At 54.0% G+C, this 17,938-nt stretch carries 13 protein-coding genes; 12 read left to right on the forward strand and 1 reads right to left on the reverse strand.

Translation table 11 applies throughout. The annotated features are described in order from the left end of the window. Position 1: 1 nt before the first annotated feature. The 5 genes from NSU14_RS12135 to NSU14_RS12155 all read left to right on the forward strand — a co-directional run bounded on the left by NSU14_RS12135 (position 2) and on the right by NSU14_RS12155 (position 5,692). Positions 2-754 (forward strand): ABC transporter permease, encoded by a 753-nt coding sequence (locus NSU14_RS12135; protein ID WP_373604804.1) that lies wholly within the window; start codon positions 2-4, stop codon positions 752-754. 94 nt (positions 755-848) lie between these two features. Then, positions 849-1,838: an aromatic acid exporter family protein gene (locus NSU14_RS12140; protein WP_340944988.1), complete on the forward strand. Its 990-nt coding sequence runs from the start codon at positions 849-851 to the stop codon at positions 1,836-1,838. 155 nt (positions 1,839-1,993) lie between these two features. After that, a complete protein-coding gene (locus NSU14_RS12145; RefSeq protein WP_231575150.1) occupies positions 1,994-3,076 on the forward strand; it encodes an HD-GYP domain-containing protein in 1,083 nt (360 codons plus the stop codon). Positions 3,077-3,321: 245 nt separating this feature from the next. Then, positions 3,322-3,879 (forward strand): outer spore coat protein CotE, encoded by a 558-nt coding sequence (locus NSU14_RS12150; RefSeq protein ID WP_039310097.1) that lies wholly within the window; start codon positions 3,322-3,324, stop codon positions 3,877-3,879. Between the two features lie 232 nt (positions 3,880-4,111). Continuing rightward, positions 4,112-5,692 carry a putative amidoligase domain-containing protein gene (locus NSU14_RS12155; protein WP_340944993.1) on the forward strand — a complete coding sequence of 527 codons (1,581 nt, stop codon included), beginning with the start codon at positions 4,112-4,114 and terminating at the stop codon, positions 5,690-5,692. 445 nt (positions 5,693-6,137) lie between these two features. Here NSU14_RS12155 and NSU14_RS12160 read toward each other — a convergent pair whose 3' ends face one another. After that, positions 6,138-6,590 (reverse strand): hypothetical protein, encoded by a 453-nt coding sequence (locus NSU14_RS12160; RefSeq protein WP_340944995.1) that lies wholly within the window; start codon positions 6,588-6,590, stop codon positions 6,138-6,140. Between the two features lie 265 nt (positions 6,591-6,855). Between NSU14_RS12160 and mutS the strand changes: the two genes are divergently transcribed. The 7 genes from mutS to NSU14_RS12195 all read left to right on the forward strand — a co-directional run bounded on the left by mutS (position 6,856) and on the right by NSU14_RS12195 (position 17,936). Next, complete coding sequence (mutS, locus tag NSU14_RS12165; RefSeq protein ID WP_042137914.1) at positions 6,856-9,597, forward strand: DNA mismatch repair protein MutS; 2,742 nt, start codon at positions 6,856-6,858, stop codon at positions 9,595-9,597. Between the two features lie 107 nt (positions 9,598-9,704). Then, positions 9,705-11,831: a DNA mismatch repair endonuclease MutL gene (gene mutL, locus NSU14_RS12170; RefSeq protein ID WP_340944998.1), complete on the forward strand. Its 2,127-nt coding sequence runs from the start codon at positions 9,705-9,707 to the stop codon at positions 11,829-11,831. Between the two features lie 42 nt (positions 11,832-11,873). Continuing rightward, positions 11,874-12,659, forward strand: a complete 786-nt coding sequence (locus NSU14_RS12175; protein ID WP_042137908.1) for a class I SAM-dependent methyltransferase — start codon at positions 11,874-11,876, stop codon at positions 12,657-12,659. Beyond that, positions 12,643-13,599 carry a tRNA (adenosine(37)-N6)-dimethylallyltransferase MiaA gene (miaA, locus tag NSU14_RS12180; protein WP_042137906.1) on the forward strand — a complete coding sequence of 319 codons (957 nt, stop codon included), beginning with the start codon at positions 12,643-12,645 and terminating at the stop codon, positions 13,597-13,599. Before NSU14_RS12175 ends, miaA begins: the two co-directional genes overlap by 17 nt. A 585-nt stretch (positions 13,600-14,184) precedes the next feature. Continuing rightward, the gene (hfq, locus tag NSU14_RS12185) at positions 14,185-14,424 is read left to right on the forward strand and encodes an RNA chaperone Hfq (RefSeq protein ID WP_039299258.1); all 240 of its coding nucleotides are present in this window, start codon (positions 14,185-14,187) and stop codon (positions 14,422-14,424) included. A 139-nt stretch (positions 14,425-14,563) separates the two neighbouring features. Next, positions 14,564-17,203 carry a PBP1A family penicillin-binding protein gene (locus NSU14_RS12190; RefSeq protein ID WP_340945006.1) on the forward strand — a complete coding sequence of 880 codons (2,640 nt, stop codon included), beginning with the start codon at positions 14,564-14,566 and terminating at the stop codon, positions 17,201-17,203. Between the two features lie 178 nt (positions 17,204-17,381). After that, positions 17,382-17,936 carry a DUF402 domain-containing protein gene (locus tag NSU14_RS12195; protein ID WP_039299253.1) on the forward strand — a complete coding sequence of 185 codons (555 nt, stop codon included), beginning with the start codon at positions 17,382-17,384 and terminating at the stop codon, positions 17,934-17,936. Positions 17,937-17,938: the final 2 nt, after the last annotated feature.

Raw genomic sequence — 17,938 nt, forward strand, 5'->3', positions numbered from 1 at the left:
GCTGCGCCGCAAGACTCAGGTTCTGATCGTAAGAAGCAGTATCCTGATCCTGTTCTTTGTGCTCTGGGAAGCGGGGGCCAGGCTGGGCTGGATTGATGAACTGCTCTTCAGCTACCCGACGAAAGTGTTCCGGCAAATTTGGGATGACATGGTCAGCGGCAGTCTTTGGCCGCATCTGGGGATGACTGTAGGAGAGACAGTAGTCGGCTTTATTCTCGGAACCCTGCTTGGGACGCTGCTGGCTGTGATCATCTGGTGGTCGCCTTTTCTGTCTGCCGTACTTGATCCTTATATGGTCGTCTTCAACAGTATGCCGAAGGTGGCGCTGGGTCCGATCTTCATTGTTATGTTCGGCGCAGGGTTCACCGCGATTGTGGTCACCACGTTATCCATTACGGTGATTATAACCACTCTGGTGGTGTACAACAGCTTTTGCAGTGTGGACCCGAATCTGGTTAAGGTTGTCCGTTCATTCGGCGCTTCCAGAGTACAGGAATTTAACAAGGTGATTCTTCCGGCGTCCTTCCCTACGGTGGTCTCCACGCTGAAGGTGAATGTCGGGATGTCATGGGTCGGAGTCATTGTAGGGGAATTTCTGGTGGCCAAATCGGGGCTGGGTTATCTGATTATCTATGGCTTTCAGGTATTCAATTTCACGCTCGTCATGTCCAGTCTGCTTATCATCGCCGCGGTGGCTACAGCCATGTATCAGCTTGTTGTATATGTGGAGAAGCTGTTATTGTCGCGGAGGTAGAATAATGTAATATTGTGTCTCCCGGCAAAATCTTGTACCATGACTATATCTTTACCTGAATATTGAAGCTGAACTTTGTAGGAGAGGTATTAACATGGGATTTCGTATTATCAAAACGGCGGCTGCAACTCTGCTGTCCATTCTGCTGGCCGCCGCCGCAGGTATTCCCAATGCGCAAAGCGCGGGACTGCTGGCCATTCTCGGGGTGGAAACAACGCGCAAAAGGAGTCTCCGCACGATCACGGCACGCTTCTTCGCCTCGCTGGTGGGACTCTTTTTGGGCTGTATTCTCTTTTTCACCCTGGGCTTTCATTATTGGGTTCTTGGACTTTATGTACTGTTCGGCTTCCCGCTTATCGTCAAATCCGGCTTCAAAGAGGGGATTGTCACCAGCTCCGTTATTGTGTTCCGTGTTTTTGGACAAGCTGACATTACCGTTCACATCCTGCTGCAGCAGATTGAGCTGCTGATTATCGGTCTGGGTTCGGCCGGACTCGTCAACTTCATCTATATGCCGCAGACGGGAGGCATGATTGCCGGTATCCGCAAAGAGGTGGACGGCTATTTCTCGGTTATCTTCCGGCAGATTGCCAGAACCCTGCGTGATCCCGCTTATGTATGGGACGGAAAGGAACTGATCGGAGCCGGTGAAGCGGTGCAGAAGGGTCTGACCGCAGCTTCAAGAGAGATGGAGAATCATGTGATCCATCCGGATGAAGCCTGGAATGTGTACTTCTACATGCGCAAAGAGCAGCTGGAGTCAATCCAGAATATGATGCAGCTTCTCTCTCAGGTATACCTCCAGCTGCCGCATGGTGATATGGTTGCGGAGCTGTTCGATCAGCTCAGCGGCGATGTGCTGGCTGAGGAATATACGGGCCGGACCGAGAAGCTGCTGGATGATCTGCAGCAGGAGTTTCAGCAGATGGAGCTCCCGGATTCCCGTGAGGTATTCGAGATCCGCTCCGCTATTCTGCAGTTATGCCGGGAGCTTGCGCTCTATCTTAAAATTGCCAAACGCTATAAAAGTCCGGTCGATCCAAGGCCGGTGAAGGACAAGCTGCCCGCAAAGGGAAATGCTTGAGCAGGAAGGTAAATATGTCTCAGGTATTAACATTACGGTGTGAATTAACGATAAGATATATAAGCACTTAAAGTGAGCTTATCTCTATAGTTATGTTCATTTTCTGTTCGGGACAGAGAAACACATTTCAGGATAAGATTGTAGATGAGGCCGCGATGCTTCCAATTACAGCAGCGGTTCACTCCGGTGGACGGCTGCACTGGCAGGTGAGGAACATGAACAACAGCAATGAACAATATATCGGCAAACAGCTTGCAGCCAACCTTTTTAATCATAGCGGTGTGTTTGTTCTGCCGGCGATGACCTTATTAAGCGGGGAACATATCCGGCTGATCTCCCAGCACAAGATCCTCCTGGAGCCGCATGATGTGCTTCAGCTGGACAATGCGGCATTCTATCAGCTGGCCGTGGATGACTGCACAGCAGCGATGGAGAGCATTTTTGACCAGCTCCGCTATACCAAGACCAAAAGGCTGCCGATGATAGAGCTCAGAAATGAAGTCATTCCTTTTATCCAGCAGGTAAGTGAGAAGAACGATTTCTACGGAATATTGGCTGCACTGCAGTCCAAGGATGATTATACATACAGGCATAATGTTGCGGTTGGTATTATCTCCACGCTGCTAGGCAAATGGCTGAAGCTGAAGCCGGACGAGCTAAGCATGCTGACCATCGCAGCGACTCTTCATGATATCGGCAAAATTATGATTCCGGCTGAAATTCTCGCCAAACCCGGTCCGCTGAGTGAGGAAGAATATGCGCTGATGAAGAAGCATACCACCTTTGGATATGAAATGATCCGGGATACCGTGGGCACCACTCACATGCAGGCGCTTGTTGCGCTGCAGCATCATGAACGGATGGACGGCAGCGGTTACCCCTTCGGGGTGCTGGGGCACCGGATTACCGATTTCAGCAAAATTGTCGCTGTGGCGGATATTTTTCATGCGATGACCTCAGACCGCTTCTACCGCACGGCCGCCCCTTTGTATGAGGTGCTCAGGCAGATGGACGATAATGTCTACGGCAAGCTGGACCCTTATATCTGCAGTGTGTTCATCAACAAGCTGATGCAATCGATGATCGGCAATGAGGTACTGCTCACAGACGGACGAATCGGCAAAATCATCATGATTCTTGCCCATGATCCGCTGCGTCCCCTGGTGAATATCGATGACGATTTCATTGATCTGAGCCGTCACAGGCAATTGGGGATTGTGCGTGTAATTCCGCAATAAGCACAGGGTGCAATATCGTAAAACGAAAAAAAGGTAGCGGGTCCCATTATTTTGGGGAAGGGCTGCCTTTTGTTTTTTTCGGAAGCGGGACTCATAACTGGCTAATTTCAGCAATAAAATGAAGCAGGAGGCTTAATTAGACTCTCATGAGGGCTTACCCAAATTTATTTCTACTCTAACAATCAACAAATGCCCAGAACGTGCATACACTTGATAGTGAATGATTGTATGGAGGAGGTTCAAAGATGTCATTAAGCCATAAACGTCAAACAAGGGAGATCATTACGAAGGCAATTTGCGGCAAAGGTCGTAAGTTCTCTACCGCAACCCATACCGTGACTCCGCCACATCATCCGACTAGTATTCTGGGGGCTTGGATTATCAACCACCAGTACGAAGCGGTTGCCGCCGGGAACGGAATCGAAGTAATCGGTACTTATGATGTGAACATCTGGTACTCGTACGACAAAAACAAGCAGACCGAGGTTGCCAAGGAAACGGTCTCCTATGTGGAGCTTATTCCATTGTCGTATCTGGACCCGAGACACCGTGCTTCCACGGCACAGGTCTCTGCGGAGGCAACGCAGGAACCCAATTGTGTGGAAGCCGGGGTATCGCCGGGCGGCGGTAGTGTGACGCTCCGGGTGGAACGGGAGTTCGAGGCGGAGCTGGTGGCTGAGACCAAGGTCCGCGTGTATGTCAGCGATCAGAGTGATGATCTGGAAGACAAGGATTATGATTTTGACGGCGAGAGTTTTGATTACGATGATCTGGACCCTGACGCCCTGGATGATGAGCTGTAAGGAAGGAATACGCCGCTGCCTTTCTGTTACTGTATTGTGTTATGATCCATTATATGATGAGAGGGCAGCGGCGTAGAGGGCGAATGCCCTCTTTTTTTTAAAATATTTTGGGGTTAGGTTTCAGCACCAAAAGCTTCGTCTGCGTACTGCAGAAGGGCGGGCTATCCGGTTATGAAGGATGATGCAGCTGTAGGCGCGGCATGAAGAATTTCGGATGGGCGGTGGCATAAGGATGAACGAAGGGCTTAACTTATCCCTTCAGCTGGCACCGGAGCAGATTATGCGCAGACTCCGGCGCTGCGGGATTGAAGCGGACCCCGGGGCTATCGGCAGACCAGCACGGCGGAAGGATGCAAGAGAGAGTCATACATATTCCCATGGACAAGACCCCGCAAGTTACAGGCAGCACTACCGGGTGGTTATTTTCAATCTGGCTGTGCTGGAGTGCCAGCCTCTGGGTGCAGGGGCGGCTATGAATGCTGCTTTTTTGGGGCCGGTGAGAGGAGAGGGCGGGTATGGCGGAGCGGGTGCTGGCGCGAGCGGGAACAGAGATGGTGGAGCGGGTGCTGGCGCGAGCGGGAACAGAGATGGTGGAGCAGGCGGTGGCGGATATGGGGATGGTGGAGCAGGAGCAGGTGGCGGCAGGGATGGCGGGAATGGTACTGGTGTAGCAGGCGCTGCTGAGTATGGTGAGCGCGGTTATGGTGGAGCGGGTGCCGGAAGTGATAGCGGGAACAGTTATGGCGGAGCGGGTGGCGTAAGTGAGATGCGCGGGGTGGCTGGAGCAGTCCGTGTAACGGCGGTCCGGGCGCTTTACAGCCTGGGGCTGGACAGCGGCGAGGTGGAGCTGCGGGCCATGGGCGGGCGGCGTTATGTGGTGACGGGCATTTATCCGTTGATGCCGGTTCCCGGCAAGCCGCTGCCTGAGCCGTACCGTGCAGCCTCGCGGGAGCTGGCCCGTTCCCTTGCCCTTGAGCAGCCAGGCCGTGCCGGGCTGCTTATGGGTATGGACCCGGAGTTCCTGCTGCTCCGGGAGTCCACGGGCCGCGTCGTGCCGGCGTCGCGGTACCTGCCCATGGACGGCGCCGCGGGCTGCGACGCCGGACCCCCGGGAACGCGCGGCGTGTTCCCGGTGGCGGAGCTGCGCCCTGCGCCGCGCGGGGAACCGCGCGCGCTGCTGGCGCAGCTGATGTCCGCCGCGCGCGAGGCGGACCGGCTCATCGCCGACCGCTCGCTCCGCTGGCGGGCGGGAGGCATGCCGCTGCGGGGCTGGGCCCTAGGCGGCCACCTGCACTTCAGCGGCGTGACGCTGTGCGCGCCGCTGCTGCGTGCGCTCGACAACTATCTCGCGCTGCCCATGCTGCTGCTCGAGGACGTCCGGGCTGCGGCCCGGCGTCCCCGCTATGGCGTGCTCGGCGATTTCCGGCGTCAGCCGCATGGCGGCTTCGAATACCGGACACTGCCGAGCTTCCTGGTGTCCCCGGTCATCGCCAAAGGCGCGGTCTGCCTGGCTCACCTGATCGTGAGCCATTATGAAGAGCTGCCGCTGCGTCCGCTCGACCGGGAGAAGCTGCATGCCGCCTTCTACAGCGGCGACAAGCAACCGCTCCGCGAAGCCTGGCCTCCCCTGGAGGCGCAGCTTCGCGCGCTGGACGGCTACGCAGCCGCCGCCAGCTACATAGAGCCGCTGCTGCGCTCTATAGCCGCGCAGCAGACCTGGGATGAGTCGCGTGATATCCGCGGCTTGTGGTGCGGCAGCGCCCCGTCAGTCTCCGGGGCGCGCCCGGCCGGGCCGGAAGATACTTTTCAATAGAAGCTGTCTGTATAACGGCGGCTGTCTGTTTTCTTTTAGCGAGAAGCGGTCTATTCAACTACCGGACAATCGCTGCGGGCCCAGCAGAATACGTCACATCCCCAACTGAATCGATGCTGGTAGCTTAGAGACTTATTTAGTTAGCACTGTCAGACTTAAAATGTTGTACATTATGCAACGTTGATTCCCAAATAGCTGTCTGTGCGGAAGGAATGTTGTATGAAATACAGGAATTCATCCCTCTAGGCTGTAAGGAGAAGGCGAAATACTGCCTTTTCTACAACAATTTTGGATTGAGACCGCAATGATGAGCGAAATGTTGTATAATGTACAGGATTTTGGGGGTTCACCGGATCACAGCTTTATAAACTCCACTATCATTCCGCTTTATAGCGGCCTCTTAAACAGGAAGGACTACCCTTCTCAAAGAGTGGGCTCCGGTTTCCTATTTGTACAGCACGGACCAGGTGCGATATCGGTGAACCCCAGCTTTTTGCAGATTTATCCGTCTTGCCCTCTTCCAGCACATCAGCACATCAGCGCATAAGCGGGCAACCACCTCTGTGGCTAAACTTTGGCGGTCCTGCACTTGGCCGAACTCCCGCAGTACGTGTGATGAACCCGAGAGCATTTCGGACTTCCCGCTCTTTCTCACCAGCTCCGCGAACCCTTCCACGTCAAAAGAACCTCCGCATACGGAAAAAAGCTTCCATAGAACGGCAGCATTACCGCTTTGATCCGTCCGGGCCGGTTCATCCATCTCCCCCCCACAGCTCCATGAAATCCCGTTCGAACCCGCAATTCTCCACATCCCGACAATAAACATATGAAGTATAGGGTCTTTGTGCAGCATTGTCATCAGCGGGAAGCGGTCAGCCTCATTAAGCTTGCATATCACGATTTTTCCTCCTTACATAAGATAGAATGTACAATCGTTTTCATAGATCATATTATAGAATATTATGGCTTGAAAATATAAATTCGTTCCAATTGGCTTAACGCCAAAGGAAAAACGCTGTATTACAGCGAGAAAAGCTGCTGCCAGCCGCCGGAAAATCTGCACACCAGGTTTTAGCAGGAGACCGGAAGAGGCAGCGGGTAACTTTGAGAGGGAAGTTTCTGCTATAATAGAGAACAGTATGAAGTAGGCATGGAGGTAGACGATGGCAAACTATACGCCGATGATTCAGCAGTATTTAAAAGTGAAGGAAGGGGCAAAAGACGCTTTCCTTTTCTTTCGTCTGGGCGATTTCTATGAAATGTTCTTTGAGGATGCCTTGCTTGCCTCGAAGGAGCTTGAGATTACACTAACAGGCCGTGATGGCGGGGTCGGCGAAAAGATTCCAATGTGCGGAGTCCCGCATCATGCTGCCGAGGGGTACATACAGCGCCTGATCGAGAAAGGCTACAAGGTCGCTATCTGCGAGCAGCTCGATGATCCTGCGGTGACCAAAGGGATGGTCCGCCGCGATATCGTCCGCGTAGTTACACCGGGCACCGTGATGGACGGCAAAATTATAACGGACAAAAGCAACAATTACCTCGTCTGTGTGACTGAGGAAGATGGCATGACGGCACTGGCTGCCTGCGATTTAACAACAGGTGAGCTGTATGTCACCTCTGTACTCTCCAGCACCGAATGGCTGCGGGATGAGATCGGCATCTATGAGCCGGCAGAGATTATCGGGGACGAGGCGCTCCTAGAGCAGCTGCGCAGTGAAGCCTCCCTGCTGGCTAAGCCAGTAGTTTATACACCGTGGGACAAGCAGGAGGAAGGACTGGCCCGCCGCCAGTTCGGCGAAGCGGCATGGGTACGGCTGGAGAAGGAACGCGGCCGCTGTCTGGCGCTGCTGATCTCTTATTTCAGCGAGACCCAGCGCCGGTCACTTGGGCAGCTAACCCAGATTTCCCCCTACGAGCCCGGAAATTATATGATTCTTGATCCGTTCACCCGGCGCAATCTGGAGCTGACCGAAACCGTAAGGGAGCGCTCCAAAAAAGGCTCGCTGCTCTGGCTACTCGACCGCACCGAAACCTCGATGGGCGGGCGTCTGCTGCGCCGCCGGATCGACAAGCCGCTTCTGCAGCGTGCGCCGATTGAACGCCGCCTCGAAGCTGTCGACTATTTGTATAACCAGTTTATCGTCCGTGAGGATTTGCGCGGCGCACTGAAAGAAATCTATGATCTGGAGCGGCTCGTCGGACGGATTGCCTTCGGCAGCGCCAACGGTCGGGATATGAACGCCCTGAAGCTGTCGCTGGCGCAGATTCCGGCGCTGAAGGAGATGTGCCTGACATCCGGTTCGGCCACCCTGCGGGAGATCGGCACGTCCATGGATGAGTGCGCAGAGCTCCGCGAGGATATCGAACGGGCCATTGTTGAGGATGCTCCGGTATCTGTCCGTGACGGCGGAATTATCCGCGGCGGATATCATGAGCGGCTGGACGAGCTGCGTGAAGCCAGCAGCAGCGGCAAACGCTGGATTGCCGAGCTGGAAGCGAAGGAACGCCAGGCGACGGGCATCAAATCCCTGAAGATCGGCTATAACAAAATCTTCGGCTATTATATTGAAATTACCCGCTCCAATCTGTCTGCACTTCCGGAAGGCAGATATGAACGGAAACAGACGCTGGCCAATGCCGAGCGTTATGTTACCCCGGAGCTGAAGGAGAAGGAAGCGCTGATCCTGGAGGCCCAGGACAAAATGACAGACCTGGAGTACAGCCTGTTTACCGAGCTGCGCGAGCGGATTAGCGCCCAGGTTCCCCGGCTGCAGGCGCTTGCTGAGAAGGTAGCCGAGATTGATGTGTATCAATGTCTCGCGGCGGTTAGTGCAGAGCACCGTTTCGTGAAGCCTAAGCTGTCCGACAGCTATGACCTGCGACTCGAAGGCGGGCGCCATCCGGTGGTTGAGGCAGTGCTGAAGGATTCCGCGTTTATTGCGAACGGCAGCACGCTCAGCAAGGATGAGGGCAATATCCTGCTGATTACCGGACCGAATATGGCAGGCAAAAGCACGTACATGCGCCAGGTTGCGCTAATCTGCATCATGGCCCAGATCGGCTGCTTCGTGCCGGCATCCAGTGCTGAGGTTCCGCTGATTGACCGCATCTTCACGCGGATCGGAGCAGCGGATGACCTGATCGGCGGCCAGAGTACCTTCATGGTGGAGATGGCCGATATCCAGGTCATGACCGAAAAGGCTACGGCCCGCAGCCTGATCATCATTGACGAGCTGGGCCGGGGGACCTCGACCAGTGAAGGTATGGCGATCGCCCAGGCGGTGATTGAATACGTGCATGATACTATCGCCTGCAAGGCGCTGGTATCGACGCATTTCCATGAGCTGGCTCATCTGGAGCAGAGTCTGAGCGGACTCCGCAACTATTCCATGGCGGTGCAGGAGAGCGGGGACAAGGTCAACTTCCTGCGCAAGCTTGTGCCGGGAGCGGCGGACAGCAGCTACGGGATTTACTGTGCGAGACTGGCCGGACTGCCGGAAGGTATCATCGACCGCGCGTACGGCCTGCTTCAGAGCATCGAACAGGCATCTCCACCGGGCAGCGTGCCGCTGAACTACGGTACGGACTATAATGACCGTTCCGGACCTGTGATTCAGGAGAACCGGGCTGTGGTTTCCATGGCTGCGGCTCAGCAGGAAGCAGCTGTTACACTTGCTTCCCCTGCGGAGGAAGAGGACAATGAGGTTGTACAGCTCTCTATATTTGGTGAGGACGAGCCCCGCAAGAACCGCAAAGGCGGGGTCGCAGCACCGGCAGCCAAAGAAAATCCGCTCCTGAAAGAGCTGATCTCAGCTGTACAGGGTGCGGATCTGATGAATATGACACCGCTGCAGGCGATGGGTCTGCTTAATGAACTGAAGATGAAGGCCAGGGAGCTATAAGCCTGAGAGTATATAAGCGAGTGGGCTAATTAAGATTTTACCGGGCTTATTCAGACATCAATATGAGTTTGCAGCTACATTATTTATAAATTGCGGGGTGAACGAATATGGCCAAGATTCATGTGCTGGACGAGCATATTGCCAACCAGATTGCTGCCGGAGAGGTAGTGGAGCGTCCTGCATCTGTAGTGAAAGAGCTTGTGGAGAACGCGATTGATGCGGGAAGCACACGTATCGAAGTCTCTGTGGAAGAGGGCGGACTGCAGAGCATCCGCGTCAAGGATAATGGCTCCGGCATAGAGCCGGAGGATTGCGAGACGGCCTTTTACCGCCATGCAACGAGCAAAATCGCCAACGGCCGTGATCTGTTCCTGATCACCAGCCTCGGGTTCCGGGGGGAGGCACTGCCGAGTATCGCGGCGGTATCGAAGCTAACCCTGCTGACTGCCAGCGGTGATGACGGGAAGGGACGGCTGCTGGAGATTGAGGGCGGGAAGCTGATCCTGAGTGAGGATGCGCCTTCCGGCCGGGGAAGTGATCTCACCGTACGGGAATTGTTCTATAATACCCCGGCACGGCTGAAGTATATGAAGAGCATCCAGACGGAGCTGGGCCATATTTCGGATGCGATGTACCGCATGGCGCTGGCACATCCGGATATCTCATTCACCTTGCAGCATAACAGCAATCAGCTGCTGCATACGCTGGGCAACGGCGATCTGCTGCAGGTTATTGCCGCCGTGTACGGCACCTCCGCCGCCAAGGCGATGCTGCCGGTCGCGGCTGAAGACCCGGATTATAAGATCTCCGGTTATATCAGCCGTCCGGAATGGACGCGTTCGAACCGTAATGCCGTAACGACGATTGTCGGCGGACGCTATATCCGCAGCAACGGACTGAATGCCGCGATCATGCGTGCGTATCATACGCTGCTGCCGATTAACCGTTATCCGCTGCTGGTGCTGCAGCTCGACATGCATCCGTCACTGGTCGATGTCAACGTGCATCCGGCTAAGCTGGAGGTCCGTTTCAGCAAGGAGACCGAGCTGTATGCATTCGTGGAGCAGCAGATCCGCAGCCTGCTCATGGGACAGAGCCTGATACCACGTCCAACCAAGGAAATTATCGGGGGCAAGAATAGCAGCTCCTTCATTCAGGAGCAGTTCGCCTTTTCCAAAGGGGCGGTTCCGGGAGCTCCGCAGCAAGGTGCTGAGCCAGCTAACCCTGCAGATGCTTCCGCTGGCCGCGGTCCCGGCCAAGGGATGCCTGCTGATGCTCTGCAGGGAGGCAGCAGCCAGCCGCGCCCGGGAGGGAACAGTGCTGCTCCGTTTCCCGGCGGCGCAGCCACGCTAACCGGCAGCAGTGCTCCGCTGTTCGGCGGTGGGGCCGCTGCCGGGGCTCCGCAGCGTTATCCAAGCGGCGGCAATTCTCTGCCGCCGCAGTCTCAGACCAGGGAGACGGCTGCAGCTTACGGCGGCGGTACCATGCCGCCTGCACCTTACCGGAACGGGACCGCAGCACAGCCGTCATCCCGTCCGCGCGACGGCTACCGCCCGCAGGCAGCTGCGGCTGACCGGGGACAAATGCCAACCGCAGAGGAGTTATACGCCCCTGCGGTTGCTCCTGCCGGAAGCGAAGACACAGGACTCCCGCAATTTCCCGAGCTGAATTATATCGGCCAGCATCACGGAACGTATATTATCGCCCAGAATGACAGCGGTCTGTATCTGATTGACCAGCACGCTGCGCATGAACGGGTGAATTATGAATTCTACTATGAGAAATTCGGCAAGCCGGAAGACGCATCGCAGGAGCTGCTGCTGCCGATCACGCTGGAATTCACGCCTTCGGAGAGCAGACAGCTCAGCGAACGGCTGCACTGGTTCCAGCAGGCGGGAGTATTTCTTGAGCATTTCGGCGGACAGACTTTCCTGGTCCGTTCCTTGCCGTACTGGTTCCCGGAAGGTGACGAGAAGGCGGTCATTGAGGAGATGGCGGAGTGGGTGCTAAGCGAACGGTCCATTGACCTCGCCAAGCTGCGCGAGAAATCCTCTATTCTCTGCTCCTGCAAAGCCTCGATCAAGGCTAACCAGAAGCTCACAGAGCTGGAAGTGGAATCGCTGCTCTCCCGGCTAGCGGCCTGCCGCCAGCCTTATACCTGCCCGCATGGACGGCCGATAGTCGTCTCCTTTTCTTCCTATGATCTGGAGAAGCTGTTTAAGCGCGTGATGTAGTGGCAGCATTGAACATTTGAAGAGAGCAAGATCGGAGGCAACATGATTATAACCACGGGCTTTAACCCGATACCGGAAATAGTAGACCGGGCCAGGACTCTGGCTGAGCGCACCGGCTGTCTCTATGCGCCCCGTGCCAAGTTATCCATGGCGAAGCTTGTGGATCAATATGGGGACGAGCAGGTCCTGGTCGTTCTGCAGGAGGCGGTCCGGCTGATAACGCCGGAGATGCCGCCTATGGAGTTCCATCCCAGCATGGGGTTTGTCCGTGCGAAACGGATCATTAGAGGCGAATCAGACCCCCTGATTGATGCAGCGGGCATGCTGCCCGGCGACAGTGTGCTGGATTGTACGGCAGGTCTCGGGGGAGACTCGCTGCTGTTTGCCGTCACCGGAGGTGAGCATTCCCGGGTTACGGCACTGGAGAGCTCCCTGCCGCTGTATGCGCTGCTGCTGGAAGGGATGAGCCAATATGTTTCAGGCCAGATTAAGGTGAATGAAGCCCTGCGACGCATCAATGTCCAGCGGGGTGACCATCTGGAGTATTTGAAGGCTCAGCCGGACAACAGTGTCGATATTGTTTATTTCGACCCCATGTTCCGGGTACCGCTGACGGATTCGGCGGCGATCTCCCCGCTGCGTAAGTTCGCTAATCCCGCCGCATTGTCGGCGGAGAGTGTGGCTGAGGCGGTCAGGGTTGCTCGCAAGACCGTTGTGCTGAAAGAGAAGGCGCTGAGCGGGGAGTTTGCCCGCCTGGGCTTCACGGAGCTGCTGAGAGCAAGCGCCAAAACATCGTACGGGGTGATCACCATTGACAACAGAGACTAAACGCAAGGTACTCGTGCTGCTCGGTCCGACCGCCGTAGGGAAGACCAGGCTGAGCCTGGAGCTGGCCGGGGCTTTCGGTGCCGAGATCATATCAGGGGATTCCATGCAGGTCTACCGTGGTATGGATATCGGCACGGCGAAGATCACCGAAGCTGAGATGAAGGGGATTCCCCATCATCTGATTGATATTCATGATCCGCTTGATGCCTATTCCACCGCAGAATTTCAGGAGCAGGGTACCCGGCTCATCGAAGAGATCAGCAGCAGGGGCAGGCTGCCTTTTATTGTCGGCGGGACGGGACTGTATATTGAGTCCCTGTGCTACGGATTCCGCTTCTCCGAGGCGGTGGCGGATGAGGCCTTCCGCAGCGAGCAGGATGCTTACGCTGAAGAGCATGGGGCGGAAGCGCTGCATGCCCGGCTGGCGGCGGTAGATCCGGCCAGTGCGGAGCGGCTGCATCCCAATGACCGGAGAAGAATTATCCGCGCGCTGGAAATCTATCATCAGACTAACATTCCGCTTTCCGACTCTCTTTCAGGGCAAAAGAAGGAGTCCCCTTATGAGTTGTGCCTAATAGGGCTGACTATGGACCGTAAAATACTATATAAACGTATTGAAGAACGGATTGATCAGATGCTGGCGGAAGGACTTGTGGCTGAAGTTCAGGGACTGCTTGAGCGCGGCTACAGCAGAAGCCTTGTATCTATGCAGGGACTGGGCTACAAAGAGATTGCCGCCTATCTGGAGGGAGAGACAACGCTTGAGGAAGCTGTGATCCTGCTGAAGCGCGATACCCGCCGTTTTGCCAAAAGACAGTTATCCTGGTTTCGCCACATGAAGGAAATTCAATGGATCGACGTGGAGGAGAGTCCGGACTATAATGAGATTTTCGCAATAATTCAGCATAAAATTGCGCAAACCTTTGCAAATTCAATATAACCCTTGAGGTTATATCCATTAAATCCATTCGTTGCTGCACGAACATTGTAGGATGCTTCCAAAGCGTATTCGCGCTTTACCGAAGCATCTTTTTACATCCCGCTTCATGCCTCTTTTTGCCGAATGTACTGATAACCGGGGGGACCAAATGTTAAAAGCTCGATCAGAGCAGCTGCCCAGAGTGACTATGCGGAAGCTTCCCGCGTCACTGCTGATTCAGAGGATATTGTTGTGCCGGATAAACTGTTGAAGCGGGGCCGCAGCAGATACTGGAGCTATTGAGATTGACCGGAAGGGCTCCGAAGATTTAATATGTAGTGGAGGGAACCATAAATATAACCATTTCAACTAAAGGGGATTGGGAGAAAAAACAACTGAAAAATCAGGGTTTATCTTTTATTAACTTTCAAAGGGTTTTATAAATGAGCTGATTTCATCCATGTGTTAACGTTTTACATACCATATCTCAGCCTGTTTTATTACATTGCTGTGCTTGCAGAATACATGGTATAATAGCAGGAAAGTTTCTCTAAGGTGTTGAATATACTTACGAACAATCTAATTGAACCATTGGGGGTACGTCATATGAACAAGTCCATTAACATCCAAGATACGTTCTTGAACCAGCTGCGCAAAGAGAATATCCCTGCTACAGTATATTTGACTAACGGTTTCCAAATCCGGGGAATTATCAAAGCCTTCGACAACTTTACGATTGTCATCGACAGCGACGGGCGCCAGCAGATGGTGTACAAGCATGCGATTTCCACGTTTACACCACAGCGCAGCGTATCGCTGATGCAGGACAATAATAACGAGATTTAAGATTTTACAGCCTTGAAGCGAAACCTTTTTGTTTATCAATCGTTTGAATAGAGAGTGCGAGAGAGCAACCTGTGAAGGTTGTTCTTTTCATTCGTGACCATAATTCATGATTTTTCCGCTAAGGGAGTCAGGAGGCAACATGTCCAGAGACCAACTAACCAGGAATGGCGGCAATAGAAACAGAGGTAGCAGTACGCCGAATTCCAAAGGGAAACCAAAGAAAAAGAAGAAATTTCTAACCAAGAAACGTGTATTGTGGAGTTTGTTTTTTGCAACGGCACTGGCGATTTTTTGTGCGCTGGGCGGCTATTTGTTCATTATGCTGAACGGGCAGAAGCTGCTGGAGGAGAACCAGGGTAAATTGACGGTGAATCCCCCTACGCAGATTTTTGACCGGAATGCGAATCTGATCGGAGAGCTCGCTCTGGAGAAAAGTGATCCGGTGGAATACGAGGATCTTCCCAAGATGCTGATCACCGCTTTTGTAGCTACCGAGGATAAAAGGTTCTTCGATCACAAAGGTGTAGATATCTGGTCCATCGGACGGGCGGCGGTGAAGGATATTGCGGCACGCAGCATGGTTGAAGGCGGAAGCACCATCACCCAGCAGCTTGCGAAGAATATCTTCCTGACCCGGGATAAGACCTTCTTCCGCAAAGCGACAGAGGTTTCGATTGCTGTTGCGCTGGAGAATAAGCATACCAAAGAAGAAATTATCACAATGTATTTGAACCGGATACCTTTTGGGGGAACCATTTACGGTATCAAGGCCGCCTCTATCCGTTATTTCGGTGAGAGTAATTTGAACAAGCTGGAGCTGTGGCAAATCGCTACTCTGGCTGCCATGCCGAAGGGGCCTTCCCGCTATAATCCGCTGCGTAATCCGGAGCTGTCCAAGGAACGCCGTGCGGTTGTGCTGCAGCTTATGTATGATCAGAAGGCGATCACGAAGGAACAGATGGATGAAGCTAAGGCTGTTGATTATAACTATACACCTCCTGAGAGCAGCAAGCAGCGCTACCAGGCATTCATTGATTATGCTATCGACGAGGCTGAGGATAAATTCGGGCTTACCGAAGATGATCTTAATATCGGCGGTTACAAGATTTATACAACGATGGATAAGCATGCCCAGGAGACCATTGAGGATGCTTTTGCCGACAGTGATAATTTCGAGAAAAGCGTGGACGATGAGCTGGTACAGGGTTCGATGACGATCATCAACCAGGAGAACGGCAGTATTGTGGCGCTGATGGGCGGTCGCAATTATGAGAAAAAAGGCTACAGCCGCGTTGACGGCAGCCGGCGTTCTCCGGGTTCAGCGTTCAAACCGCTGGTTGCGTACGCACCAGCACTGGAATCCGGCAAATTCACGAATGATTCGAGACTGAGCAATGAGAAGCAGTGCTTCGGCAAATATTGCCCAAACAATCTGCATGGCTATTCGACAACGATCAGCATGGCGGATGCCTTGACGAAATCAGAGAATATTCCGGCGGTATGGCTGCTGAATGAGATCGGTGTGAACACCGGCTTCCAGTTCGCCAAGAAGCTTGGCATCAATCTGAAGGATGAAGACAAGAACCTGTCGCTTGCCCTCGGCGGGATGAGTGAAGGGACCAATACACTGGAGATGGCCCAGGCCTACAGCGCATTTGCCAATGGCGGAGAGCTGCGGGATGCCTACTCCATTAAGTCGATTGCCGACAGCGATGACAAGACGGTCTACAAGGCCAATACCACCGCTGAACGGGTGATGAGTGAGGACACGGCTTATCAGATGACTGAGATGATGCAGAAGGTCGTACAGGATGGCACGGGTAAAAAAGCGAGAATTAACCGTCCGGTAGCCGGTAAGACAGGAACCACCCAGAGCGGCTACGAAGGAATCAGCTCTAACCGCGATGTCTGGTTCGTCGGCTATACACCGGAATGGACAGCAGCCGTCTGGATGGGCTATGACAAGCCGAGCAAGAAACATCTGCTCAAGAACAGCAGTCCGCTCGCGGCAGCATTCTGGGGCAAGGTCATGGAGGAAGCGCTGGAAGGCGTTCCTGCCAAATCGTTCCCGGTTCCCAAAGGCTCGGCAGAGGTTGAAGCTACACCGACACCTGAGGCGACTCCGGTTGTAACCGGTCTGCAGGCGGCTTATGATGCCTCGACCATGACGGTCAACCTGAGCTGGAATCCGGTTGAAGCTGCAGGTGTGGACTACCGCATATACCGCCGGGAAACCTCAGAAGCAGATTTTACTCAGCTCCTTAACACGAGCACTGCTAGTGTCGGTGATATAAGTGCGATGCCGGGACTGTCTTATGAATATTATGTAAGAGCTTATTATCCGGAGCTTGATGTGGAAAGTGAGCCTTCGGATATCGTAACGGTGTCCGTGCAGGATGAACTGCAAACGCCGGAACCTGAACCAACACTCGATCCGAACCTGCCTACGGATGACACTGGCAACGGCGGCAACCCCGGAAACGGCGGTATTCCGGGTGATGACGGCTCCGGCAACAACGGAAATGGTAACGGAAACGGAAATGGTAACGGAAATGGTAACGGTAACGGCAACGGCAATGGCAATGGAGGCAGCGGCAATAACGGCGGAACAGTAACACCTCCGCCTGAAATAACACCGCCTCCAGTGCAAAGCACACCGCTGCCTACGCCGGCTCCGGAAGCAACCGCGACTACTGGCGAACCTGTAACGGATCCCGCTACAGATCCGGGCAGCGATCCGAATGCCGGTTTTGTAGAAGGTGTTAATACTACGCAGTAGATAGCAGTAGTTTAATAAAATTCATGGAACCATTTGACCCCGGCAGCCCGGGGAGCTCTGCATGTTGCAGAATTCCCGGCTGCCGGGGTTTTCTGGTGACTGGGATCACAGTGATATTTTGAGTGTCTAAGCGAAATGTGTTAAGCTGAAGGCACCATTATCTGAGAGGGTTATTCATATGAAACGTAAATTCGGAGACCGGGCCAACTGGCGCCGGATTACGCGCCGCCATTTTGCCTGCCGCTATGTGGAAACCCGGGAATTCAGCGGTTACATTACACTGTATACCATTTACGGGTTGAAGGAGCCGCTGTGGAAGAGCTATGGCAGGCATACATACCGCATTGCGGACAAAGGGTATTCATGGCTGCAGTATTTTCCCAAAGACAGCCACTATATTGTGACGGCCATGTTTGACGAACGGCAGAATATTGTACAATGGTATATCGACACCTGCAAGGTTCAGGGAGTAACAGACCAAGGGGTTCCCTGGTTTGATGATTTGTACCTGGATGTTGTGGTGCTGTGGAACGGTGAAGTGTTCTTGCTGGATGAGGATGAGCTGGAGGAAGCGCTGGAACGGGATGATATTACAGACAGTGACTATAATTTAGCCTGGTCTACAGCGAATACGATACTGCGCAGTATCGATGCTCATGCCTTCCCTTATTTCTCCCTTTCACTGAAGCACCGTGCCGAATTGTTTCATCACGGAGAGTTCAGGAGGAAATAATA

Source organism: Paenibacillus sp. FSL R10-2771 (genome assembly GCF_038000205.1).
Lineage (GTDB): Bacteria > Bacillota > Bacilli > Paenibacillales > Paenibacillaceae > Paenibacillus_AQ > Paenibacillus_AQ phytohabitans.